Below are 20,227 nucleotides of genomic sequence, written 5' to 3'. Positions count from 1 at the left end.
GGGCGGTGAAACCTTCCGAATCCTGTGACCGAGCCTGATTCCATGATGAACACTGCATACCGCAAGCACCTGCCAGGCACCGACCTGGACTACTTCGATGCCCGCGCGGCGGTCGAGGCGATCAAGCCCGGCGCCTACGATGGCCTGCCTTACACCTCCCGCGTGCTCGCCGAAAACCTGGTGCGCCGCTGCGACCCGGCCACCCTCGACGCCTCGCTGGGCCAGCTGATCGAGCGCCAGCGCGAGCTCGACTTCCCGTGGTTCCCGGCGCGCGTGGTGTGCCACGATATCCTTGGCCAGACCGCGCTGGTCGACCTCGCCGGCCTGCGTGATGCCATCGCCGACAAAGGCGGCGACCCGGCCCAGGTCAACCCGGTGGTGCCGGTGCAGCTGATCGTCGACCACTCGCTGGCCGTCGAGTGCGGTGGCTTCGACCCGCAGGCGTTCGAAAAGAACCGCGCCATCGAAGACCGCCGTAACGAAGATCGCTTCCACTTCATCAACTGGACCAAGAAGGCGTTCAAGAACGTCGACGTGATCCAGCCAGGCAACGGCATCATGCACCAGATCAACCTGGAGAAGATGTCGCCGGTGATCCACAACGACCGCGGCGTGGCCTACCCGGACACCTGCGTCGGCACCGACAGCCACACCCCGCATGTCGACGCCCTGGGCGTGATCGCCATCGGCGTGGGCGGCCTGGAAGCCGAGAACGTGATGCTCGGCCGTGCCTCGTGGATGCGCCTGCCGGAAATCGTCGGCGTCGAGCTGACCGGCAAGCTGGCGCCGAACATCACCGCCACCGACCTGGTGCTGGCCCTGACCGAATTCCTGCGCAAGCAGAAAGTCGTTGGCGCTTATCTGGAGTTCCATGGCGAGGGTGCCCGCGCCCTGACCCTGGGCGACCGTGCCACCATTTCCAACATGGCCCCGGAGTACGGCGCCACGGCGGCGATGTTCGCCATCGACCAGCAGACCATCGACTACCTGCGCCTGACCGGCCGCGAAGAGCAGCAGGTCAAGCTGGTGGAAACCTACGCCAAGGCCACCGGCCTGTGGGCCGACAGCCTGGGCGCCGCCGTCTACGAACGCACCCTCAGCTTCGACCTGTCGAGCGTGGTGCGCAACATGGCCGGCCCGTCCAACCCGCACGCCCGCGTCGCCACCAGCGACCTGGCGGCCAAAGGTATCGCCGGCAGCTGGGAGGAGGTACCGGGGCAAATGCCTGACGGCGCGGTGATCATCGCCGCCATCACCAGCTGCACCAACACCAGCAACCCGCGCAACGTGATTGCCGCAGGCTTGATTGCCCGCAATGCCAACAAGCTGGGCCTGACCCGTAAACCATGGGTCAAGTCGTCGCTGGCACCGGGCTCCAAGGCCGTGCAGCTGTACCTGGAAGAGGCTGGCCTGGAGAAGGAGCTGGAGCAGCTTGGCTTTGGCATCGTCGCCTTTGCCTGCACCACCTGCAACGGCATGTCCGGCGCGCTGGACCCGGTGATCCAGCAAGAAATTATCGACCGCGATCTGTACGCCACCGCCGTGCTGTCGGGCAACCGCAACTTTGACGGGCGTATCCACCCGTATGCCAAGCAGGCCTTCCTGGCTTCACCGCCACTGGTGGTGGCCTACGCCATCGCTGGTACCATTCGCTTCGACATCGAGAAGGATGTGCTGGGCGTGGTGGATGGCAAGGAAATCCGCCTCAAGGACATCTGGCCCAGCGATGAAGAGATCGACGCCGTGGTGCGTGCCGCGGTCAAGCCGGAGCAGTTCCGCAAGGTGTACATCCCGATGTTCGCCATCGAGGAAGACCGCGGGCCAAAAGTGGCGCCGCTGTACGACTGGCGCCCGATGAGCACCTACATTCGTCGCCCGCCATACTGGGAGGGTGCCCTGGCTGGCGAGCGCACACTGCGCGGCATGCGCCCGCTGGCGGTGCTGCCGGACAACATCACCACCGACCACCTGTCGCCGTCCAACGCCATCATGCTCGACAGCGCCGCCGGTGAGTACCTGGCGAAGATGGGCCTGCCGGAGGAGGACTTCAACTCCTACGCCACCCACCGTGGCGACCACCTGACTGCCCAGCGTGCCACCTTTGCCAACCCCAAGCTGTTCAACGAAATGGTGCGCAAGGACGACGGCAGCGTGAAGCAGGGCTCGCTGGCGCGTATCGAGCCGGAAGGCAAGGTCACCCGCATGTGGGAGGCGATCGAGACCTACATGCAGCGCAAGCAGCCGCTGATCATCGTGGCCGGTGCCGACTACGGCCAGGGCTCGTCGCGTGACTGGGCGGCCAAAGGTGTACGCCTGGCGGGTGTCGAGGCGATTGTGGCCGAAGGCTTCGAGCGCATTCACCGCACCAACCTGGTGGGCATGGGCGTGCTGCCGCTGGAGTTCAAGCCGGGCACCGACCGCAAGACCCTGGGCCTGGATGGCAGCGAGACTTATGACGTGCTGGGCGCACGAACGCCACGGGCAACCTTGACCCTGGTGGTGACCCGTGCCAACGGCGAGCGCCTGGAAGTGCCGGTGACCTGCCGCCTGGACACCGCCGAGGAAGTGTCGATCTACGAAGCGGGCGGCGTGCTGCAGCGCTTTGCCCAGGACTTCCTCGAAGCGACTGCGTAGTTGCAGGGGGCTGCTGCGCAGCCCATTCGCGGGACAAGCCCGCTCCCACAGGGCTCTGTTCTCTGCGCGACAACGCAGCCTGAAGGGCTGGGTGATTTCCCACAGGGACAGCGCAGGTTTTGAATATTGTGCGATCCGTGTAGGAGCGGGCTTGTCCCGCGAATGGGCCGCAAAGCGGCCCCAGGGTTTTTTGCATACTCACAAAGGACAGCGCAGCAATGGCACACGCACCTCAAATCAAGATTCCCGCCACCTACATCCGTGGCGGCACCAGCAAAGGCGTGTTCTTCCGCCTGCAAGACCTGCCCGAGCAGGCGCAAATCCCAGGCCCGGCCCGCGACGCACTGCTGCTGCGGGTGATCGGTAGCCCAGACCCCTACGGCAAGCAGATCGACGGCATGGGCGGCGCCACTTCAAGCACCAGCAAGACCGTGATCCTGTCGCAAAGCATCAAGCCCGAACACGACGTCGACTACCTGTTTGGCCAGGTCAGCATCGACAAGGCCTTCGTCGACTGGAGCGGCAACTGCGGCAACCTGTCCGCCGCCGTCGGTTCGTTCGCCATCAGCAGTGGCCTGGTCGACCCGGTGCGCATTCCGCGCAACGGCATTGCCACCGTGCGCATCTGGCAGGCCAACATCGGCAAGACCATCATTGCCCATGTGCCAATCACCGAAGGCGAAGTGCAGGAGACCGGCGACTTCGAGCTGGACGGGGTAACTTTCCCGGCTGCCGAGGTGCAACTGGAATTTCTCGACCCGGCGGCCGACGAAGACGGCGACGGTGGTGCGATGTTCCCTACTGGTAACCTGGTCGATGACCTGGAGGTGCCCGGTGTCGGCACCTTCAAGGCGACCCTGATCAATGCCGGCATCCCGACCATCTTCGTCAATGCGGCGGATATCGGTTACACCGGCGCCGAACTGCAGGATGCCATCAACGGCGACCCGCAGGCGCTGCTGCGCTTCGAGACCATTCGCGCCTATGGCGCCGTGCGCATGGGGCTGATCGAAAACGTCGACCAGGCTGCCGGGCGTCAGCACACGCCGAAAGTGGCCTTCGTCGCGCCGCCGAGCACCTACACTGCGTCCAGTGGCAAGGCGGTGCAGGTGGCTGATATCGACCTGCTGGTACGGGCCTTGTCGATGGGCAAGCTGCACCATGCAATGATGGGGACGGCTGCGGTGGCGATTGGTACCGCAGCGGCCATTCCGGGCACGCTGGTCAACCTCGCCGCTGGCGGGGGCGAGCGCAGCGCCGTGCGTTTCGGCCACCCCTCGGGCACCCTACGAGTGGGGGCCGAGGCGCGCCAGGTGAATGGCCAGTGGACAGTGACCAAGGCAATCATGAGCCGCAGTGCTCGCGTGCTGATGGAGGGCTGGGTTCGCGTGCCTGGCGATAGCTTCTAACGCACCATTGGCGCTCGGCTTTAGTTCGTTGGGGCCGCTTTGCGGCCCTATCGCGACGCAAGGCCGCTCCTACAAGGGTACGCGATACCTGTAGGAGCGGCCTTGTGTCGCGATAGGGCTGCACAGCAGCCCCGGCAATTCTGAAGGGAGCTGGATATGAGCGCCAACGTGGACCTCAACGACCGCCCGGACTACGACCGGGTGCTGCAAACCCTGGCTGACTACGCCCTCGGCTACCGGGTCGAATCCCCCGAGGCGCTGGACACCGCGCGCAACTGCCTGATGGACACTCTCGGTTGCGGCCTGCTGGCCCTGCGCTTTCCCGAATGCACCAAGCTTCTTGGCCCCCTGGTGGAAGGCACCGTGGTGCCCAATGGCGCGCGCGTCCCCGGCACCGCCTACCGCCTGGACCCGGTCAAGGCCGCCTGGGATATCGGTTGCACGGTGCGCTGGCTGGACTACAACGACACCTGGCTGGCCGCTGAATGGGCTCACCCCTCGGACAACCTCGGCGGCATTCTGGCCGTTGCCGATCACCTGTCGCAGAAGCGCGTGGCTGATGGTGAAGCGCCGCTGCTGATGCGTGATGTACTCGAAGCCATGGTCATGGCCCACGAGATCCAGGGCGTGCTGGCGCTGGAAAACTCTTTCAACCGCGTTGGCCTTGATCACGTGATTCTGGTCAAGGTGGCCTCCACGGCAGTGTGCGCAAGGCTGATGGGGGCCAACCGCGAGCAGATGCTGTCTGCGTTGTCGCACGCCTTCGTCGATGGCCAGGCACTGCGCACCTACCGCCACGCGCCCAATGCTGGTTCGCGCAAGTCCTGGGCTGCCGGTGATGCGTCCAGCCGTGGCGTGCGCCTGGCTGATATCGCCCTGCGCGGCGAAATGGGCGTGCCTGGTGTGCTCACTGCGCCACAGTGGGGCTTCTACGATGTGTCGTTCAGCCACACCAACAAGGACCTGGCACTCAAGCCGGCCGGGCAGTATGAACTGCGCCTGCCGCAGCCCTTGGCCAGCTACGTGATGGAAAATGTGCTGTTCAAGGTCAGCTTCGCCGCCGAGTTTCACGCCCAGACCGCCTGTGAGGCGGCGGTCACCCTGCACCCGCTGGTGCGCAACCGCCTTCATGAGGTTGACCGCATTGTCATCACCACCCAGGAGTCGGCGATTCGTATTATTTCCAAGCGAGGCCCGCTGGCCAATGCCGCCGACCGCGACCATTGCCTGCAGTACATGGTGGCGGTGCCGCTGATTTTCGGGCACCTGGTGGCCGAGCATTATGAAGACGCTTTTCATGCCAACCACCCGAGCATCGACCGCTTGCGCGAGAAGATGGAGGTGGTGGAAGACCCGCGCTTCAGCCGCGAGTACCTGGAAGCGGACAAGCGCTCGATCGCCAACGCGCTGCAGGTGTTTTTCAAGGACGGCAGCAGTACCGAGCAGGTGGTGGTGGAGTACCCGATCGGGCATCGGCGGCGGCGAGGGGAGGGTATACCATTGCTGGAGGCCAAGTTCAGGGCCAACCTGGCGACGCGCTTTGCGCGGCAGCGGTGTGGGGAAATTCTGGATGTGTGCAAGGACCAGCAGAAGCTGGAGAGCATGGCAGTGCACAGGTTTGTGGATTTGTTTGTGACTTGAGGTTGCCTGTGCCGGCCCTATCGCCGGCACAAGGAACAAAAAAGCCCCGACATTTCTGCCGGGGCTTTCTTTTACATCTTACAACTCAGCTTACGCCTGAACCACCGGGATCTTGGCGTTGGCTGCCGCTTCGCGGAACTCGGCGATCTGGTCGAAGCTCAGGTAGCGGTAAACGTCGGCAGCCATGCTGTCGATGTCTTTCGCGTACTGCATGTACTCTTCGACAGTCGGCAGTTTGCCGATGATCGAAGCGACAGCAGCCAGCTCGGCCGATGCCAGGTACACGTTGGTAGCGTCGCCCAGACGGTTCGGGAAGTTACGGGTCGAAGTGGAGACCACGGTCGAACCGGTCTGCACACGTGCCTGGTTACCCATGCACAGCGAGCAGCCTGGCATTTCCATGCGCGCTCCGGCCTTGCCGTAGATGCCGTAGTAGCCTTCTTCGGTCAGCTGGTGGGCGTCCATCTTGGTTGGCGGGGCCAGCCACAGACGGGTCGGGATACCGCCCTTGACCTTGTCCAGCAGCTTGCCGGCAGCGCGGAAGTGACCAATGTTGGTCATGCACGAACCGATGAACACTTCGTCGATTTTCTCGCCCTGTACCGAGGACAGCAGGCGGGCATCGTCCGGGTCGTTCGGCGCGCAGAGCACAGGCTCTTTCACGTCGGCCAGGTCGATTTCGATGATTTCGGCGTATTCGGCATCGGCGTCGGCAGACAGCAGCTCAGGGTTGGCCAACCAGGCTTCCATGGCTTGCGCGCGGCGCTCCAGGGTGCGTGGGTCGCCGTAGCCTTCGCCGATCATCCAGCGCAGCAGGGTGATGTTGGACTGCAGGTACTCGGCAACGGCTTTCTCTGGCAGCTTGATGGTGCAACCGGCAGCGGAACGCTCGGCCGAGGCGTCGGACAGCTCGAACGCTTGCTCGACGGTCAGTTCGTCCAGGCCTTCGATTTCCAGGATGCGGCCGGAGAAGGCGTTTTTCTTGCCTTTCTTCTCGACGGTCAGCAGGCCCTTCTGGATGGCGTAGTAAGGGATGGCATGAACCAGGTCACGCAGGGTGATGCCTGGCTGCAGTTTGCCCTTGAAGCGCACCAGGATCGATTCTGGCATGTCCAGCGGCATGACGCCGGTGGCGGCGGCGAAGGCCACCAGGCCGGAACCGGCCGGGAACGAGATGCCGATCGGGAAGCGGGTGTGCGAGTCGCCACCGGTACCCACGGTGTCAGGCATCAGCATGCGGTTCAGCCAGCTGTGGATGATGCCGTCGCCTGGGCGCAGCGACACGCCGCCACGGGTGCGGATGAAGTCTGGCAGGGTGTGGTGGGTGTTGACGTCGATCGGCTTCGGATAGGCCGCGGTGTGGCAGAACGACTGCATGACCAGGTCAGCGGAGAAGCCCAGGCACGCCAGGTCTTTCAGCTCGTCGCGGGTCATCGGGCCAGTGGTGTCCTGGGAACCGACGGTGGTCATCTTCGGCTCGCAGTAGGCGCCTGGACGTACGCCCTGGCCTTCTGCCAGGCCGCAAGCACGGCCGACCATCTTCTGTGCCAGGGTGAAGCCCTTGCCGGTGTCGGCAGGCTGCTCTGGCTTCTTGAACAGGTCGGAAGCACCCAGGCCCAGTTCGGCACGGGCTTTTTCGGTCAGGCCGCGGCCGACGATCAGCGGGATACGGCCGCCAGCGCGGACTTCGTCCAGCAGCACTTCGGTTTTCAGTGCGAATTCGGTGACCAGCTCGTCGCTATCGTGACGGCGCACTTCACCTTTGAACGGGTAAACGTCGATGACGTCGCCCATGCCCAGGTTGGTGCAGTCGAATTCGATCGGCAGGGCGCCGGCGTCTTCCATGGTGTTGTAGAAGATCGGGGCGATCTTGGTGCCGAAGCAGAAACCACCGGCGCGCTTGTTCGGCACGTACGGGATGTCGTCGCCGAAGAACCACAGCACCGAGTTGGTGGCGGATTTACGCGAGGAACCGGTACCGACCACGTCACCTACATAGGCAACCGGGAAACCCTTGGCCTTGACGGCCTCGATCTGGGCCAGCGGGCCGACCGAACCTGGCTGCGACGGCTCGATGCCGTCACGGGCCATTTTCAGCATGGCCAGGGCGTGCAGCGGGATGTCAGGGCGCGACCAGGCGTCCGGGGCAGGGGACAGGTCGTCGGTGTTGGTTTCGCCAGGCACCTTGAACACGGTCAGGGTGTACTTTTCGGCGATGGCCGGGCGCGAGGTGAACCACTCGCCGGCAGCCCAGGATTCCAGCACGGCCTTGGCGTGAACATTGCCGGCCTTGGCTTTTTCGGCCACGTCGTGGAAGGCATCGAACATCAGCAGGGTGTGCTTGAGCTGTTCGGCCGCGACGGCGCCCAGTTCGGCGTCATCCAGCAGCGTAACCAGCGTTTCGATGTTGTAGCCGCCCTGCATGGTGCCCAGCAGCTCGGCAGCGTGCTTGCGGTCGATCAGTGGCGACTTGGCTTCGCCCTTGGCGATGGCAGAGAGGAAAGCGGCCTTGACGTAGGCAGCTTCGTCAACCCCTGGCGGTACGCGGTTGGTGATCAGGTCTACGAGGAAGGCTTCTTCGCCGGCCGGCGGGTTTTTCAGCAGCTCGACCAGGCCTGCAGTTTGTTCGGCGTTCAGCGGCTGGGGCACGATACCCAGGGCGGCACGCTCTTCGATGTGTTTGCGGTAGGCTTCAAGCACAGTTATTTCCCTCATCAGTGGTCCCTAAAGGGGGTCCGGGACGCTCATCCAGCATTCAATGCACCCATGCGCTGCCACGGCTTTGTGGGCCGCCCAGCCAGAGTCGCAAAGAATCCTTACAGAAGCTGCTTTCAAAGTTTTACGCCTGCAGAACGGGGAGCTGATGAGGGCTGGCGCGGGCATGCGAGGGTTGCATGGCCCGGGCCAACGCCGTTCTACCGGATTAACTGTGCTCGTGACGCTTTGAAAACAGCTTCCAACGGACATTGTTGCCTTGAAAAGGCGGGATGATTCTACGGCAAAAAAAGCCCGAAGGTAAGGCGGCTAACGTGACTTTAACGAGTGACCCTGGTTAGACAAAGGGCTAACATGGGCCGGTGTTCCACCGCCAAGCTGTTGTTTTTCATGTCCAACAAGTCCATCAAGACCCCTTGCGTCGGCCTGTGCTCTACGGTGTACGGAGACACGGTGTGCCGTGGCTGCAAGCGTTTTCACCACGAAGTGATCAACTGGAACGGCTACGACGACGACCAGAAGCGCGCCGTGTGGCTGCGCCTTGAGCAATTGCTGGTGCAGGTGATGATGGCCAAGCTTGAGGTGTTCGACAAAGGCCTGCTGCGCCAGCAACTGGAGCAGCGCTCCATCCGCTTTGTCGAGCAGCAGTCGGAGTATTGCTGGGCCTACCAGCTGATTGCCCGCGGGGCGCGGATGATTCGTGACCTGGAGGCCTATGGCATGGTGCTGCTGCCGGAGTTTCGCGATTGGGAGCTGCCGCAGCTGCGCGATGCCATCGACCGCGAGTTCTTCCTGCTATCCGAGGCGCACTACCAGCGCTACATCGCCCCCAGCTTCCTGCGTGATGCCCTGTAGGAGCGGCCTTGTGTCGCGATAGGGCTGCGAAGCAGCCCCAGGCTTTCAGCGCAGATGCAGAAATTGTTGGGGCTGCTTCGCAGCCCTATCGCGACACAAGGCCGCTCCTACAGGTTCTACAGGTTGCAGGCCCTGCCAGGTCAGTCGCCGGTGTATTCGCAGCCGCTGGTGCAAGTCTCGTGAATGCGCACTTTGGACAGCTCCGGCATCAGCGGCTTGACCTGCTCCCAGATCCACTTGGCGATCACTTCGCTGGTAGGGTTTTCCAGGCCCGGGATGTCGTTCAGGTAGTTGTGGTCCAGTTGCTCGTAGATCGGCTTGAAAATCGCCTTGACCTCGGCGAAGTCGCGAATCCAGCCGGTGTGCGGGTCGAGCGGGCCGGTCAGGTGCAGGCCGACCTTGAACGAGTGGCCGTGCAGGCGGCCGCATTTGTGCCCTTCAGGAACGTGGGGCAGGCGGTGGGCCGATTCGAATGTGAACTCTTTGAAAATTTCCACTGGTGGACCTGTATAGCTGGTGGGATAAGGGCTTGAGCGGAAATTGGTGTTTCAATGTACTGCTCAATGTACTGATTGGTCGTCGCTGGGGGTAAAAGAGGTCATCCACTGAGTGATGTCCGACTGGCGCCAGGCGACCGAATTTGGTCCTATCTTAACCTGTTTTGGGAAGGTGCCTTCCCTGATTCTGCGATAGACGGTGTTCCGACCGATCCCGGTCACGTGCAGCACCTCGTCGAGGCGCAGGAAGCGATCAATGTTTTCTGCGTGTCGCATGGGTGTCTCCTTTATATAGAAGGTCAGGCCGTGAATTTGTGCCCGACCTGCGCCGCCCGTGCGGCTTCCTCGGTGCGGAACATGAGCTGGGTTTTACTTGGGCTGCCTTCGGATTCGTATTCAGCGTCGACCCACCAGGCGCCGAACTTGCGGTACGGCTCGCCGATGATCTTCGTGACGTAGCAGTCGATCAGGTACATGGATGGTCTCCACGCCGCTGGTGGCGGCAGAGATAGTGATAAATGAGATTGAATTGCTGCAGTAGTTGAGCGGCTATAGTGCTAAGGCGTGGAGCTGCCATGACGCGGGGCTGGACCTATGAAACCCATGAAGCCGTTCGAGCGATTTGCTCATAGTGGCGTCAAAGAAGATCTCGGAAGGCTAGGCAGAAAGTTCGCTTCGCCGGGCGTCGTTGAGTCTGGAAGCAGCAGTGATGGAGAGCTGACACTGCGCTCCCAAGCAGTGACGGCCTACGTCCGGAAATATCGGATAAAAGAGGGGTGGAGGGTGGTCTTCTGGCGGAGTGGCGGCCATGAGGAAAAACACTACCCAATGTCCGAGCATGAAGTGGTTCGGCTACTCGCGATGCATTTTTCCTGAACGGCGTCCTCGCCCGCGCATGCCGGCGGGCTTGAGTTGCATGGGGAGGGGTTAGGCGCGTGCTTCGAATAGTTCGATCTGCGCTGCCGGGGTGTCGCGGATGGTGATGGCCTCGGCGATGCGCTGCTGCGCGGTGCCGAAGTGCGCTTCGTCCTGCTCGATGCCGATGAAGCGCCGACCCAGCTGGATGCAGGCAACGCCGGTCGTGCCGCTGCCCATCGTGTTGTCGAGCACCACATGGCCGGGGTTGGTGTAGGTTGCGATCAGGAACCGCATCCAGTTGACCGGCTTCTGGGTTGGGTGGAAGTTGGCCGTCTGCTTGTCGCTCGAGAAGAACTGCACCGAGCGCGGGTACCGCTCTGTCGAGTCGTACTCGGTGATCGACAGGGCCTTCCCGTAGCACTCCGAGTTGACCGTCTTCCGCTTCGCCGTGCGCCGCTCGTGCCCGGTAGTCATCTGTGGGTTGTACACCGGCTGGCGCCGGTAGAAGACCTGGGCGCTTTCGTGCGCCCGCAGTGGCTGCTTCTTCGCATTGAGGAAGCCGGTCGCGTTGCCTTTCTCCCAGATCCACTCGTAGCGGTAGTCGCGGGGGTTGCTGGCCACCACCAGAGAACTGAATGGCTGAGCCGCGCACAGCACGATAGCCGCCTCTGGCTTGGCGATTCTCAAGTACTGCTCCCAGAGCGGAGCGAACGGAATCACTACATCCCATGCGCACTGTGTAGTGCCGTAGGGAAGGTCAGCCAGCACCAGGTCGACGCAGGCATCCGGGATCGACTTCATCACCTCCAGGCACTCGCCGTGATATAGGCTGACTTCGCTCATCGCGGCCCCCTGTAGATCAGGTAGGCCATGTACATCAGGGGCAGGATCATGATTTGCGCTCCAAGAAGGCATAGACCAGGGAGACAAGGCCACATGCAATGCCGATCGTGTACCCGACAGCTGTGAGGCCTGGCGTTTCGGCGCCGTTGCCGGCGATCATGAAGAGCAACGCCAGAATCAGGTTGAACTGGTAGTTGGTCATGGCATCAGCTCCTTCGGCACCTGGACGGAGTGGCCAAGCTTGGCGACCACTACAGCCAGGCACACTGCAACTTGCGGGGTTTCGCAGGCGTTCACCCAGCGGTCGCTATAGGCGTCCCAAGTCCCGGCGTTGCGCCGCGGGTCGATGCTGATCTTGTGCTTGAAGATGAGCGGCCCAGCGAGTGCCCAGCTCTCGTGCGGGTTGTACAGCGCTTCGCGGTCGGTCGCCGTTGCCCGGTACCGGGCGAACACCCGCCAGGGGTTGCCGTAGATGGGCGGAGCAAGGCGAACGTCTAGGCCTTCTGCCTTACCGACGGCCCAGGCCAACTGCTCGCCGACCAGGTCGGCCGTCTTCACTTCGATCAGGTCGGTCATGGCGCCTCCGTCTCAGCTGGAAGTAGCTGTGCCGCCATCTTTGCAGCGAGGCCGACAGGCCACCAATAGCGTGGGCGCTGATGCTCTGGGTAGCTGGCCTCGCGCAGGACGAGACCTTTTCGCTCCAGTGCCTTAAAGGCGCTGAGCACCGAAGCAGTAGCGAGGTTGAGGCGAGCCCCGACCTGGTAGCTCAGCCCGCCAAGTCCAAAGGCACAGGCCTGATCGCCCGCAGCCAGCTTCTTGCAGTCTTGCTCGTACAGGAACGGGGTTTTCTCCCGGTACCGGACTACGTTGGCACGGGAGACCTCGCGCAAGGCATCGAGGACGCGTTGCTGATTTTCCGTCAGTTTCACAGCTGATACCTCTCATCAATCCAGCGCTCAGGCGCCAGTGCGGGTGTAGGTTCGGGTTGTGTTTCGTGCGGGGAGAACTGGCGCTGGTTGCCGGCCTGCAGCTGGCTGTCGGGGATGCAGCTGATGCCTGCGCCACTTCCAGCCTGATAGATCCAGCAGGTGGCACCGCGCTCATCGTCATGGAAGACGCGAACCCCATACGGTAAAGGCGCTGCGCTGGCGCCGGTGGCCAGCAGCAGGAGGCAGAGGGCGAGGCGGGTCATGGCTTGTACTCGACTGCTGGCGCGACCTGGCGGGCAAAGTCGAGCAGATCCCGTGACCACGACTTGCCGACGCCGTCGTCGAAAGCGAACAGCATGCCGCCCAGTGCGCGTCGCAGGGTTGTGCACTGGTCCTGTACTTCAGCCGCATGGCCGTATTCGAAGTCTTCACGCTGGTTGTCGATGAGGCGCAAGTCGATGTGGACGCTGTCCGTCCAGCACCCCTCGTCATGGTCGAACCGATCGCACCAGAAGGTGCCTTGCTCATCACGCTGGGCGAGGGTGAAGCTGTCGTACGGCCCGCCGTAGGTTGGGACTTGGCCGCCATCGGCGCGCTCGATCCACATGAAAAACTTGCGCCCGGTGATCGGGCATTCATCCGGGCACCACGGTGCCGCCTGCTTTGACTTGGGCATAGCGCTTCCTTGGCCGCCATATCGCGGCAGATGAGTTATTTGGGAAGTTGGAGTGACTTAAATGGGGGGTGGGCTGTCCACCGAGGACGAGGAGCAATTCCGCCCCTGTATCGCATTGGTGAGTCAAATGAGCACGATAAGCAGTGACCAGCAGTTTCGTGCCTACGAGCTTCTCCGAACACTCGACACCCATACCGCGCAAACGATGAGCGAGGTGGTATACGGAGCAACTACTTCAGCCACTTGGAAGCTGAGCTGTGACTTACACCGCCGAGCCTTCGAAGACTGGATGGCATTTGCCGCTACGATGCACGCGCCAGAGCCAACGGACGCAGAGTGAGCTAGCCGCTTGTCCGATTCGGCTCCGATATCCTTCGCTGCGGTTGATAACCGCTTAGCCTTCGCTATTTTGGCATTTACACCCCCAAAATTAACGAAAGCCGTAGGAGTGCGAAATGCGAATCCGTGGCGATGTTTTCTGGTCGTGGGCCGACCCTACGCTCCACCAGCGTTCTCACGAGGAAACGTTAAGCGATGGCAGTTTCATCGACGTTCAGGTCCGGCTGTCACCTTCAGGAGCAACCCAAATGTTCATCGGGGTATACGCTCCAAGCGGCGCCGCAATTCATGAAGAGGCGTTCGATTCGCGACCTCGCGAGTCGATGACCCGGGCAATGGCCTGGGGCGTAGGGCGCGCTCGCCGTATAGCAGCCGAAGGTGTTCCTGCAGCTGACCGCCTCGCCGCTTCGAAATAGAGGAGAGAGGGGTTACAGCTGGATGGAGTACAAATGTGCTCTTGGCGTCAGGATGGCTTGCGCTCTTGCGTTGCGATGACCTTCACGCAGGTCTTGCAGGTGACTTCGGACTTGAACCGCGCCGATTCCCATTCCTCGCCGTCACGGCAGCCACGGCCTACGCCGCAGGCCGAGAAGTGTTCGTGATCGTTGCCGTCGTGGTCATACTCAACGTGGGCGGCCCAATGGATTTTCATGGCCGGATCTCTTGTTCGGCGCGAGCTTGCCAGCCCTCCCAGGAATCCTGAACGCTCTGGTTCCGGTAGTAATCGGGGCAGTCTTCGTCGCGCACCAGGTCGCAGATCCGGTGGTGATGCTCGAAGGCAGCCCGCTCATCGAGATCAACCGGTGCAGTCGGCTTTGTGTTTCCCTTGAGTTCATCCAGGATGTCGCGCAGATATCCTGTGGCCACGCTGGGCTGGGTGCCTGAGCAATCGACCAGTCGCTGGACGAAAGCTGTGGCCTTGGTCAGACGCTCAGTCTCGACAGATGTGGTCATAGGCCCCAGGCCAACAATCGGCATCCCAGCCGCCGCCGCATCCCTCTCTGCCTCTTCTTTGGTCCACCAGAAGGCAGTACCAACCATCCACGCTATCGGCTCGGCGTGGGGCTGCGGCTCAGGGTGCGATTCGCGATAGCCCGCCAGGAACAGCAGATAGTCGCTGTGGGTGCGCTGGTCTTCGAAGCCGGTGCTGTCTTTGCGCAGGTCTTTCTCGTCCAGGCCGAGCGGGTTGAGGCTGATGAACAGGTCGCGTGGGTCGGTGCTGCTGGATCGGTTTTCTGTGGGCATGGGTGTCTCCGGCCTATGCGGCTTTGAGTAGGGCTTCGATTACGCGCTGTCCCGCAAGGGGCGGCACCGCATTGCCGGCCATGTGCATGGTCAGCCGGTGGTTGTCTGGGCGAAGGGTGTCAGCCGGGAACGACATGGCGGCCAGGGCCTCGCTGGCGCTGAGCATCCGCATCCGGTCTCCGTCGACCAAGGCCCATCGGTCCAGGGTGGTGATGGTGCCGATCGGCCGGTTGATGTCTCGGCCGGTGGTGCCGGAGCCCTTGCCGTAGTAGGGCATGATGAACCGGTCACCGAAGCGCTGGCGGCCATTGCGCACCCGGTCCAGCGTGGCCTGGGCTCGGCCTGGCTTCTCGATCTGCGACCAGCGCCCGGCGGCAAAGTCGAGGAAGCTGGCGGCGGCCACGTGCCGCTCCTGTGGCAGCTGCAGCATCAGCGGCGCCTTGCTTCGGGTCAGGACCATGAACAGGCGCACCCGGTGCTGTGGCACGCCCAGGTCGGCACAGTCGACGATATGCGGCGCGGCCTGATACCCAAGCGCCTGCACCGCCTGAAGCCAGGCCGGGTATAGCACCCAGTCGGTGAACTCCGGTACGTTCTCGATCACTGCCGCCTGCGGCCGGTGGAACTCAAGGGCAGATACCGGCGCCCAGGCCGTAGAGCGCGATGCGTCGTGCTCAGGGTTGCCCGATTTCTTGCCGCGGGCCTTGGCGTGACCCTGACAGCAAGGCGAGGCCAGAAGAATGTCGTGAGCCGGCACCTGCTCCCAGCGTGCCTGGTGCAGGTCCTGGCAAGCATGCTGGGTGTCGGGGTGGTTGGCGCTGTGCCATTCAACGGCCACCGGCCAGTGGTTTGCCGCCCAGAGAACCTGGACGCCTGCGGCGCGCGCGCCAGTGCTCCATCCGCCGAGGCCGGCGAACAGGTCGATTGCTGTGGGCATATGTGTGCCTCGGGGATATAGTTAGCGAAAATTTTGTTGGAGAGCACTTTTGTCTATTTGCTTGGCTTTATCTGACGCTGATTGGAATTTAACAAAAGATATTTTTTCAATTGTTGGAACTGTTGCTACGGTTGTTGGCGTTGCGTTTGCCAGTTACGTGGGGCTTGGTGGTCTTTCAACTTGGAAAAAACAACTTTCCGGCACGTCGAATCACGAATTGGCAAGACGTGTATTGGTGCTGGCTTACAAATATCGAGATGCTGTCGATCGCGTTAGAAATCCATGGATTTCCCCTAAAGAAATGGAGCTGGACAACACGCTAGAGAACGGTGATACAAGTCAAGAAAGGCGGTACACAGGCACCTGTATTGCATACGACAAGAGATTTTTACTTGTCACCGAATCTCGTAGAGAACTTGATGTAACCCTGCTGGAGGCAGAAGCCCTATGGGGGTCAGAGATAAAGGAACTAATTAAGCCGCTTTACGATAAAAGCTGGAAGTTGTATGCCTATATTGAAACATACATGATGTCCATCGATCCTGGTCAGGATGATGCGTATCGACAAGAGTATGCTGAGATTGTGAGGTCTCAACCCAATATCAGAAACCGAAAAGATAGAGCTGATCAGGACACGTTCGCCATTGAATTCAACCAACTCCTTAATAATGTGGAGCGGTATCTACGATCTAAGCTGGCTTAAGTGACATCTCCGGCGAAGGCGGAGCAGGATCAGGCCCGCCGGACCTTGAAACCGAACATGCACTCGATGTCGTGGTACTCGCACCGCTCGTAGGCCTTGTACTTGGCCTGCGAGGGCGTGCTGGCGAAAACATCGACGATGGTGCGATTGGTGATATCCCACCAGTCCCATCCGGCCACCAGCACCTGGTAGCGTTTAAGCGGCAGCTTCTCAGCCATTTCGCCGTATTGCATTTCCCAGGTCGGGTGGTAGTTGCGGATGCGCTTTTTCGGGTCGCTGTCGAGGATGACGCCGATGTAGTGCCCGCGATCGGCCATGATCACGCCTGGTTCGCCATTGGCGATGACGCGGCGGCCGACTTCTGCCGGCACGCCGTAGTGCTGGCGCACATAGGCGCAGTTGTAGTTGCTCATGGATAGGTCCTTGGTCAGGCTGCAACCGCTACTGGCTGCGCCAAGGCTTGCTGAACGGCCTCAACGATGCGCTTGAGGTAGGTGTAATCAGGATTCGGCTCGACGGCGCCCTCGCTGACCTGATGGCCCCAGTCGCTGCCGAAGATTGATGACAGCAGATCGTCGTGGGCCATACAGCCGGACGGGTGATCGATGTAGCCCAGATCCTCGATTTGATCGTACAGCTCGCGTGCATCGGCCTTGTTGAGCTCGTAGCAGTCTTCCCATTCCTTGATGTTCCGGCCGCGGCGTCGGTCGAGTACTCGGCGGCTAGCCTGCTCGACAAGGGCGGTGCCGCTGAACTGTGTCCCGCTCAGTCCTCGACTGAGACAATTCAGGACATAACCCGCATCACAGCTCGTTACGAACTCAGCCACGGTGTTCGGCCCCATGCTGCCCCAATAGCAAGTCCAGCTCTGACCGTAGCAACTGACGGTCAAGTTGCCCGCGCAAGTTTCGTGGTCGCCAGACTTGGCGCGGACGCCGTGGTCTTCGATGAATACGGTCACCGGGTCCAGGCGCGAGATATCGCTGATCCGGATCTTGGTGATGGTTGAGGTTTCGATCTTCATGGCTTTCTCCATGCATGCGCCGCCCTCCGTGGCCGGATGCGGCATGGCTAAGTAGGTTTCTTGGGGTGACGCTAGGAACTTTGTGATCTGGCTAGAGTGGGGTTTACTGGTTGCCGGCATAGTGCCGAACGAGGATCGACCATGAGCTACAAGACCCGCGTAACGTTCACGATCAAGGAAACAGCTGAAGGGACGCCATTCCTCTACATGGAGGCGCTGGACCACATTCCGAACTTCCCCTCTAACCCGCCAGCCTTCTATCTTCCGGTAGGGACCGACATGGCAAAAGCAGAAGAGATTGCCAGGTACCTGAACCAAAACATCGAAATGTTCTGTCCAGAGCCGTTGTCGCCGGTAGCATCCTTCCAGACCGAGGTTAAATAGAGGGTCAAAACTCTGAGCTGATCCTGAGCGCTTCCCGTTCTCGGAAGTGCTCAAGCTTTCGCGCCACAGCCGGTGACACCGTAATTTCGTGGCGCGGAGGCTCAAGCAGCGGCAGAGCTCCACCTGGGCCCAGGGCATGCAGGTGATGAATCATCAGCGTCATCGCCTCGCCCTGTTCCTCGATCCCGGCCCACTCCATCAGTTCCAGCAGGGCCTGCTTAGTCCCTGGTCGAACCTTCAAGCGCAGGTCTTCTTCCTGGTGCTTTGCTGACTTCTCGCGCCGGCGCTTGTCGCGCTCTGCCTGGTCCATCGCCATACGGCACCTCCTTCAATCCGCTGGGCGGGATGTGTATGTGCAGCTGGCGGCGACGCTGCTGCGTGAGCTTCTGGATGCGTCTCATGGGTAGCACACCTCGATGGGCGTTTTCTTGGTCGAGCCAGACGGCATAACCACCAGTAGACGCTTGTTTCCTCGGTATACGCCCCAAGGCTGACCAGTGGATCTGGCCATGGCCGCCGCGTACTTCACGGCGGGCACAGGCTGGGACATGGTTGCGATCATGGCCTACCCCCGATTCCGCTGGAGCGGGAAGTCAATGTCGAACTCGGCAAGAATTCGCGCGAACCTGCAGTTACCGATGCCCAACTCCAAAGTCACACCCCACCGGGACATGCCGGTATCACGCAAGGCAATGATCTTGTCGGCGAGATCACGATCCTCCTGGCTCGGTTCGGCTTTTGCCTTCGCCGGTGTGGCCGGCTTCGGCGGGCTGAAGAACCTGAATCCTCCCCGCGCCGCTACGCCCCAGAGAGCGGTCTTGGTTTCGCCCAGGAGCTTTGCAACCTCGCCACAGGTCATGGTCTTGGCGAGCTCTTCTACCTGAGCTGTGCGTGCCTTGGCGCGGCTTTTACGCTCGCCGCCGCGCTCCAGCTTGACTGGGGTGACCCGCTTTGGCGTCGGCTCAGGGTGATGGCGCTGCCGGAAGGGCACGTACTGGAACCCCTCAAGCACAATGATCTGCCCGCCAGACGCGAAGAAGGCCGCTTTGGCGGCCTCCAGGTCGATTGATTGGTTCATGCTGACCTCACTTGATGCGGATTGAGCTCTCGCCGCGCTCCAAATGCGCCCAGGCAGGCTCAGGTATCAGTTCGTGTTCGCAGTCTTCGCCGGCGGCCATGCGCTTGCGGACGGCTTCGTTGTGCTCGCGATCGGCCTTGAGCTTTGCGGCGATGGCGTTCTTGTCCGGCGCGATCTTGGTCTGCACTGATGTCAGGTCGTCCGGCACCGCCTGCTCGTTGTCGACGATGACCCGCTCCTTGCCGGCGACCAGACTGATGGTGAACAGCGGGCGCTTGATCGACTTGATGTTGGCTGCATCCATATTGCGCCGCAGGTAGTCGGTGATCGCGGTCACGCTGTTGGCCTTGATGCGCTTTAGCTCGCTCAGGCGCTCGATTTCAGCGTCGATCGCACCGATGTCACCCTCGATGTTCCGACGCAGCATGACGATGTTGTCGGCCTTCACCTCGAACTCGCCCTGGATGCCGGCCATGGTGTCCTGAATGGCTTGCTTGAGGCCTTCGTCGTCGGTGTCACACATGGCTGCCAGTTCGGCCATCTGGCCGGTGAGTGCGTAGAGTTGAGTCATGCTGCAGCCTCCTGCGGATTCCCGGCTTCGAGTTTCTTCAGTTCAAGCGAGATTCGTGCGGCTCCTTTCTCGTCCTTGCGGCCGATGAGCTTGCGCACGGCATGGTCGTGGATTTTCTTGCGTTCATGCGGCGTTACCGCCTTCTGCATGGTCTCGATCGTTTCCTTGATGAAGTCCAGGCGCTCCTGTTGCTGGCGTTCAATCTCGGCCTGGCGGTCTTCGGCCTGCTCGATCGCCTGCTCGGCCTGCAGCTGCTGCACGTAGTTCACATCGTCGAACATGCCAAGGAACACGTCAGCGCTGAAGCCGAGCATGGACAGGGCCTTCTTGATGGCATCGGTCAGCGACTTCTTCGGCGCCTCGCCGTCGGTGGTGGTGCCGTACTTCGACTTGTAGAGATACTGCGTGCAGCCGTACTGCTCGATCTCGCCGCGCTGGCCATCCAGAACGAACCAGAACTTGATCTTGATCGTGTGGTTCAGTTCGAAGCCGAGGCTGATGCGCTTATCGCCTTCGCCGCTGAACATCTCGGCGCCCTTGTCGAAGCGCTCTTCAACCACGTTCCAGCCAAAGCCGATGCCAGCCGGACCGAAAACCTCGGTGGCCTTCATGATCATCGCGGTGCCGTTCAGGCTAGTGATCTGCTGGCCGCCGACCTTGGCCTCCTTGGTGAATCGGGTGTCGGTCGTTTGGACCTTCTCCCAGATGCTCATGTTGGTAGTGGACATTAGAAAACCTCGCGCCAGGCCGGCGCCGTCAGTTGGATAGGGAAATGCCAGGTCACCCAGGCACGGAGGTACGCTCCAGGCCCTGGCTGCGGTGGATTGTTGCGCGCTCTCGCCGCTTACGCTCCCGAAGGGGTACGGTTATCCCGAAGGGCCGCCGTGCT

Annotated in this window: 26 protein-coding genes; 7 read left to right on the top strand and 19 right to left on the bottom strand. The window is 61.7% G+C overall.

The features are described from left to right. The first annotated feature begins 45 nt into the window (after positions 1–45). From acnD to prpD, 3 genes are all read left to right on the top strand, one after another. Complete coding sequence (gene acnD, locus ACIP1G_RS11240; RefSeq protein WP_400736776.1) at positions 46–2,634, top strand: Fe/S-dependent 2-methylisocitrate dehydratase AcnD; 2,589 nt, start codon at positions 46–48, stop codon at positions 2,632–2,634. Positions 2,635–2,852: 218 nt separating this feature from the next. Then, positions 2,853–4,043 (top strand): 2-methylaconitate cis-trans isomerase PrpF, encoded by a 1,191-nt coding sequence (gene prpF, locus ACIP1G_RS11235; protein WP_400736632.1) that lies wholly within the window; start codon positions 2,853–2,855, stop codon positions 4,041–4,043. Between the two features lie 156 nt (positions 4,044–4,199). After that, positions 4,200–5,684 carry a 2-methylcitrate dehydratase gene (prpD, locus tag ACIP1G_RS11230; protein ID WP_400736629.1) on the top strand — a complete coding sequence of 495 codons (1,485 nt, stop codon included), beginning with the start codon at positions 4,200–4,202 and terminating at the stop codon, positions 5,682–5,684. Between the two features lie 90 nt (positions 5,685–5,774). Here prpD and acnB read toward each other — a convergent pair whose 3' ends face one another. Further along, positions 5,775–8,384 (bottom strand): bifunctional aconitate hydratase 2/2-methylisocitrate dehydratase, encoded by a 2,610-nt coding sequence (acnB, locus tag ACIP1G_RS11225; RefSeq protein WP_400736773.1) that lies wholly within the window; start codon positions 8,382–8,384, stop codon positions 5,775–5,777. Between the two features lie 405 nt (positions 8,385–8,789). Between acnB and ACIP1G_RS11220 the strand changes: the two genes are divergently transcribed. Continuing rightward, a complete protein-coding gene (locus ACIP1G_RS11220) occupies positions 8,790–9,254 on the top strand; it encodes a DUF1289 domain-containing protein (RefSeq protein WP_400736626.1) in 465 nt (154 codons plus the stop codon). 140 nt (positions 9,255–9,394) lie between these two features. Here ACIP1G_RS11220 and queD read toward each other — a convergent pair whose 3' ends face one another. The 9 genes from queD to ACIP1G_RS11175 all read right to left on the bottom strand — a co-directional run bounded on the left by queD (position 9,395) and on the right by ACIP1G_RS11175 (position 13,057). After that, complete coding sequence (gene queD / locus ACIP1G_RS11215; protein ID WP_043202104.1) at positions 9,395–9,751, bottom strand: 6-carboxytetrahydropterin synthase QueD; 357 nt, start codon at positions 9,749–9,751, stop codon at positions 9,395–9,397. 63 nt (positions 9,752–9,814) lie between these two features. After that, positions 9,815–10,027, bottom strand: coding sequence for a helix-turn-helix transcriptional regulator (locus ACIP1G_RS11210; RefSeq protein ID WP_400736623.1), 213 nt, complete (start codon positions 10,025–10,027; stop codon positions 9,815–9,817). A 23-nt stretch (positions 10,028–10,050) separates the two neighbouring features. Beyond that, on the bottom strand, positions 10,051–10,227 hold the full coding sequence (locus tag ACIP1G_RS11205; RefSeq protein WP_400736620.1) for a hypothetical protein: 177 nt from the start codon (positions 10,225–10,227) through the stop codon (positions 10,051–10,053). Between the two features lie 451 nt (positions 10,228–10,678). After that, positions 10,679–11,452 (bottom strand): DNA-methyltransferase, encoded by a 774-nt coding sequence (locus tag ACIP1G_RS11200; RefSeq protein ID WP_400736617.1) that lies wholly within the window; start codon positions 11,450–11,452, stop codon positions 10,679–10,681. Positions 11,453–11,498: 46 nt separating this feature from the next. Beyond that, on the bottom strand, positions 11,499–11,654 hold the full coding sequence (locus ACIP1G_RS11195; RefSeq protein WP_400736614.1) for a hypothetical protein: 156 nt from the start codon (positions 11,652–11,654) through the stop codon (positions 11,499–11,501). After that, a complete protein-coding gene (locus tag ACIP1G_RS11190; RefSeq protein ID WP_400736611.1) occupies positions 11,651–12,028 on the bottom strand; it encodes a phage protein NinX family protein in 378 nt (125 codons plus the stop codon). Before ACIP1G_RS11190 ends, ACIP1G_RS11195 begins: the two co-directional genes overlap by 4 nt. Then, positions 12,025–12,381: a hypothetical protein gene (locus ACIP1G_RS11185; RefSeq protein ID WP_400736608.1), complete on the bottom strand. Its 357-nt coding sequence runs from the start codon at positions 12,379–12,381 to the stop codon at positions 12,025–12,027. The genes ACIP1G_RS11190 and ACIP1G_RS11185 overlap by 4 nt, the downstream gene beginning before the upstream one ends. Then, a complete protein-coding gene (locus tag ACIP1G_RS11180) occupies positions 12,378–12,644 on the bottom strand; it encodes a hypothetical protein (RefSeq protein WP_400736606.1) in 267 nt (88 codons plus the stop codon). Before ACIP1G_RS11180 ends, ACIP1G_RS11185 begins: the two co-directional genes overlap by 4 nt. Further along, positions 12,641–13,057 carry a hypothetical protein gene (locus ACIP1G_RS11175; RefSeq protein ID WP_400736604.1) on the bottom strand — a complete coding sequence of 139 codons (417 nt, stop codon included), beginning with the start codon at positions 13,055–13,057 and terminating at the stop codon, positions 12,641–12,643. The genes ACIP1G_RS11180 and ACIP1G_RS11175 overlap by 4 nt, the downstream gene beginning before the upstream one ends. A gap of 455 nt (positions 13,058–13,512) precedes the next feature. On the opposite strand from ACIP1G_RS11175, the gene ACIP1G_RS11170 reads away from it, so the two are divergent. Next, positions 13,513–13,812 (top strand): hypothetical protein, encoded by a 300-nt coding sequence (locus ACIP1G_RS11170; RefSeq protein WP_400736601.1) that lies wholly within the window; start codon positions 13,513–13,515, stop codon positions 13,810–13,812. Between the two features lie 47 nt (positions 13,813–13,859). Here ACIP1G_RS11170 and ACIP1G_RS11165 read toward each other — a convergent pair whose 3' ends face one another. Genes ACIP1G_RS11165 through ACIP1G_RS11155 form a run of 3 tightly spaced genes read right to left on the bottom strand, consistent with a single transcriptional unit; the run spans position 13,860 to position 15,578 of the window. Beyond that, positions 13,860–14,048, bottom strand: coding sequence for a hypothetical protein (locus ACIP1G_RS11165; protein WP_400736599.1), 189 nt, complete (start codon positions 14,046–14,048; stop codon positions 13,860–13,862). Beyond that, positions 14,045–14,641, bottom strand: a complete 597-nt coding sequence (locus ACIP1G_RS11160; protein ID WP_400736596.1) for a hypothetical protein — start codon at positions 14,639–14,641, stop codon at positions 14,045–14,047. Before ACIP1G_RS11160 ends, ACIP1G_RS11165 begins: the two co-directional genes overlap by 4 nt. A 13-nt stretch (positions 14,642–14,654) precedes the next feature. Next, on the bottom strand, positions 14,655–15,578 hold the full coding sequence (locus ACIP1G_RS11155; protein WP_400736594.1) for a DNA cytosine methyltransferase: 924 nt from the start codon (positions 15,576–15,578) through the stop codon (positions 14,655–14,657). Between the two features lie 49 nt (positions 15,579–15,627). Here ACIP1G_RS11155 and ACIP1G_RS11150 point away from each other — a divergent pair, with 49 nt between their 5' ends. After that, on the top strand, positions 15,628–16,281 hold the full coding sequence (locus tag ACIP1G_RS11150; RefSeq protein ID WP_400736591.1) for a hypothetical protein: 654 nt from the start codon (positions 15,628–15,630) through the stop codon (positions 16,279–16,281). A 29-nt stretch (positions 16,282–16,310) separates the two neighbouring features. Here ACIP1G_RS11150 and ACIP1G_RS11145 read toward each other — a convergent pair whose 3' ends face one another. After that, positions 16,311–16,694, bottom strand: coding sequence for a hypothetical protein (locus ACIP1G_RS11145; protein ID WP_400736589.1), 384 nt, complete (start codon positions 16,692–16,694; stop codon positions 16,311–16,313). Between the two features lie 14 nt (positions 16,695–16,708). Then, positions 16,709–17,305, bottom strand: coding sequence for a hypothetical protein (locus ACIP1G_RS11140; protein WP_400736586.1), 597 nt, complete (start codon positions 17,303–17,305; stop codon positions 16,709–16,711). Between the two features lie 141 nt (positions 17,306–17,446). On the opposite strand from ACIP1G_RS11140, the gene ACIP1G_RS11135 reads away from it, so the two are divergent. Then, positions 17,447–17,689 carry a hypothetical protein gene (locus tag ACIP1G_RS11135; RefSeq protein ID WP_400736583.1) on the top strand — a complete coding sequence of 81 codons (243 nt, stop codon included), beginning with the start codon at positions 17,447–17,449 and terminating at the stop codon, positions 17,687–17,689. 4 nt (positions 17,690–17,693) lie between these two features. Here the strand turns inward: ACIP1G_RS11135 and ACIP1G_RS11130 are convergent, their stop codons facing one another. The 4 genes from ACIP1G_RS11130 to ACIP1G_RS11115 all read right to left on the bottom strand — a co-directional run bounded on the left by ACIP1G_RS11130 (position 17,694) and on the right by ACIP1G_RS11115 (position 20,066). Beyond that, a complete protein-coding gene (locus ACIP1G_RS11130) occupies positions 17,694–18,005 on the bottom strand; it encodes a hypothetical protein (protein WP_400736581.1) in 312 nt (103 codons plus the stop codon). A 249-nt stretch (positions 18,006–18,254) separates the two neighbouring features. Further along, a complete protein-coding gene (locus ACIP1G_RS11125) occupies positions 18,255–18,767 on the bottom strand; it encodes a hypothetical protein (protein ID WP_400736579.1) in 513 nt (170 codons plus the stop codon). Between the two features lie 7 nt (positions 18,768–18,774). Then, positions 18,775–19,338, bottom strand: a complete 564-nt coding sequence (locus tag ACIP1G_RS11120) for a siphovirus Gp157 family protein (RefSeq protein ID WP_014859721.1) — start codon at positions 19,336–19,338, stop codon at positions 18,775–18,777. Beyond that, positions 19,335–20,066 carry a hypothetical protein gene (locus ACIP1G_RS11115; RefSeq protein ID WP_400736576.1) on the bottom strand — a complete coding sequence of 244 codons (732 nt, stop codon included), beginning with the start codon at positions 20,064–20,066 and terminating at the stop codon, positions 19,335–19,337. The genes ACIP1G_RS11120 and ACIP1G_RS11115 overlap by 4 nt, the downstream gene beginning before the upstream one ends. Between the last annotated feature and the right edge of the window lie 161 nt (positions 20,067–20,227).

This window comes from Pseudomonas sp. NPDC089392 (genome assembly GCF_044749595.1).
Taxonomy (GTDB): domain Bacteria; phylum Pseudomonadota; class Gammaproteobacteria; order Pseudomonadales; family Pseudomonadaceae; genus Aquipseudomonas.
Note: the sequence above shows the minus strand (reverse complement) of the source record. Positions and strands in the feature narration are given on the sequence as shown.

What these genes read in the sequence shown, in the direction of transcription:
- acnD (WP_400736776.1), top strand. Translation starts at nt 46, where the DNA reads ATGAACACTGCATACCGCAAGCACCTGCCAGGCACCGACCTGGACTAC.
- prpF (WP_400736632.1), top strand. Translation starts at nt 2,853, where the DNA reads ATGGCACACGCACCTCAAATCAAGATTCCCGCCACCTACATCCGTGGC.
- prpD (WP_400736629.1), top strand. Translation starts at nt 4,200, where the DNA reads ATGAGCGCCAACGTGGACCTCAACGACCGCCCGGACTACGACCGGGTG.
- ACIP1G_RS11220 (WP_400736626.1), top strand. Translation starts at nt 8,790, where the DNA reads ATGTCCAACAAGTCCATCAAGACCCCTTGCGTCGGCCTGTGCTCTACG.
- ACIP1G_RS11210 (WP_400736623.1), bottom strand. Translation starts at nt 10,027, where the DNA reads ATGCGACACGCAGAAAACATTGATCGCTTCCTGCGCCTCGACGAGGTG.
- ACIP1G_RS11205 (WP_400736620.1), bottom strand. Translation starts at nt 10,227, where the DNA reads ATGTACCTGATCGACTGCTACGTCACGAAGATCATCGGCGAGCCGTAC.
- ACIP1G_RS11200 (WP_400736617.1), bottom strand. Translation starts at nt 11,452, where the DNA reads ATGAGCGAAGTCAGCCTATATCACGGCGAGTGCCTGGAGGTGATGAAG.
- ACIP1G_RS11195 (WP_400736614.1), bottom strand. Translation starts at nt 11,654, where the DNA reads ATGACCAACTACCAGTTCAACCTGATTCTGGCGTTGCTCTTCATGATC.
- ACIP1G_RS11190 (WP_400736611.1), bottom strand. Translation starts at nt 12,028, where the DNA reads ATGACCGACCTGATCGAAGTGAAGACGGCCGACCTGGTCGGCGAGCAG.
- ACIP1G_RS11180 (WP_400736606.1), bottom strand. Translation starts at nt 12,644, where the DNA reads ATGACCCGCCTCGCCCTCTGCCTCCTGCTGCTGGCCACCGGCGCCAGC.
- ACIP1G_RS11175 (WP_400736604.1), bottom strand. Translation starts at nt 13,057, where the DNA reads ATGCCCAAGTCAAAGCAGGCGGCACCGTGGTGCCCGGATGAATGCCCG.
- ACIP1G_RS11170 (WP_400736601.1), top strand. Translation starts at nt 13,513, where the DNA reads ATGCGAATCCGTGGCGATGTTTTCTGGTCGTGGGCCGACCCTACGCTC.
- ACIP1G_RS11165 (WP_400736599.1), bottom strand. Translation starts at nt 14,048, where the DNA reads ATGAAAATCCATTGGGCCGCCCACGTTGAGTATGACCACGACGGCAAC.
- ACIP1G_RS11160 (WP_400736596.1), bottom strand. Translation starts at nt 14,641, where the DNA reads ATGCCCACAGAAAACCGATCCAGCAGCACCGACCCACGCGACCTGTTC.
- ACIP1G_RS11155 (WP_400736594.1), bottom strand. Translation starts at nt 15,578, where the DNA reads ATGCCCACAGCAATCGACCTGTTCGCCGGCCTCGGCGGATGGAGCACT.
- ACIP1G_RS11145 (WP_400736589.1), bottom strand. Translation starts at nt 16,694, where the DNA reads ATGAGCAACTACAACTGCGCCTATGTGCGCCAGCACTACGGCGTGCCG.
- ACIP1G_RS11140 (WP_400736586.1), bottom strand. Translation starts at nt 17,305, where the DNA reads ATGAAGATCGAAACCTCAACCATCACCAAGATCCGGATCAGCGATATC.
- ACIP1G_RS11135 (WP_400736583.1), top strand. Translation starts at nt 17,447, where the DNA reads ATGAGCTACAAGACCCGCGTAACGTTCACGATCAAGGAAACAGCTGAA.
- ACIP1G_RS11130 (WP_400736581.1), bottom strand. Translation starts at nt 18,005, where the DNA reads ATGGCGATGGACCAGGCAGAGCGCGACAAGCGCCGGCGCGAGAAGTCA.
- ACIP1G_RS11125 (WP_400736579.1), bottom strand. Translation starts at nt 18,767, where the DNA reads ATGAACCAATCAATCGACCTGGAGGCCGCCAAAGCGGCCTTCTTCGCG.
- ACIP1G_RS11120 (WP_014859721.1), bottom strand. Translation starts at nt 19,338, where the DNA reads ATGACTCAACTCTACGCACTCACCGGCCAGATGGCCGAACTGGCAGCC.
- ACIP1G_RS11115 (WP_400736576.1), bottom strand. Translation starts at nt 20,066, where the DNA reads ATGTCCACTACCAACATGAGCATCTGGGAGAAGGTCCAAACGACCGAC.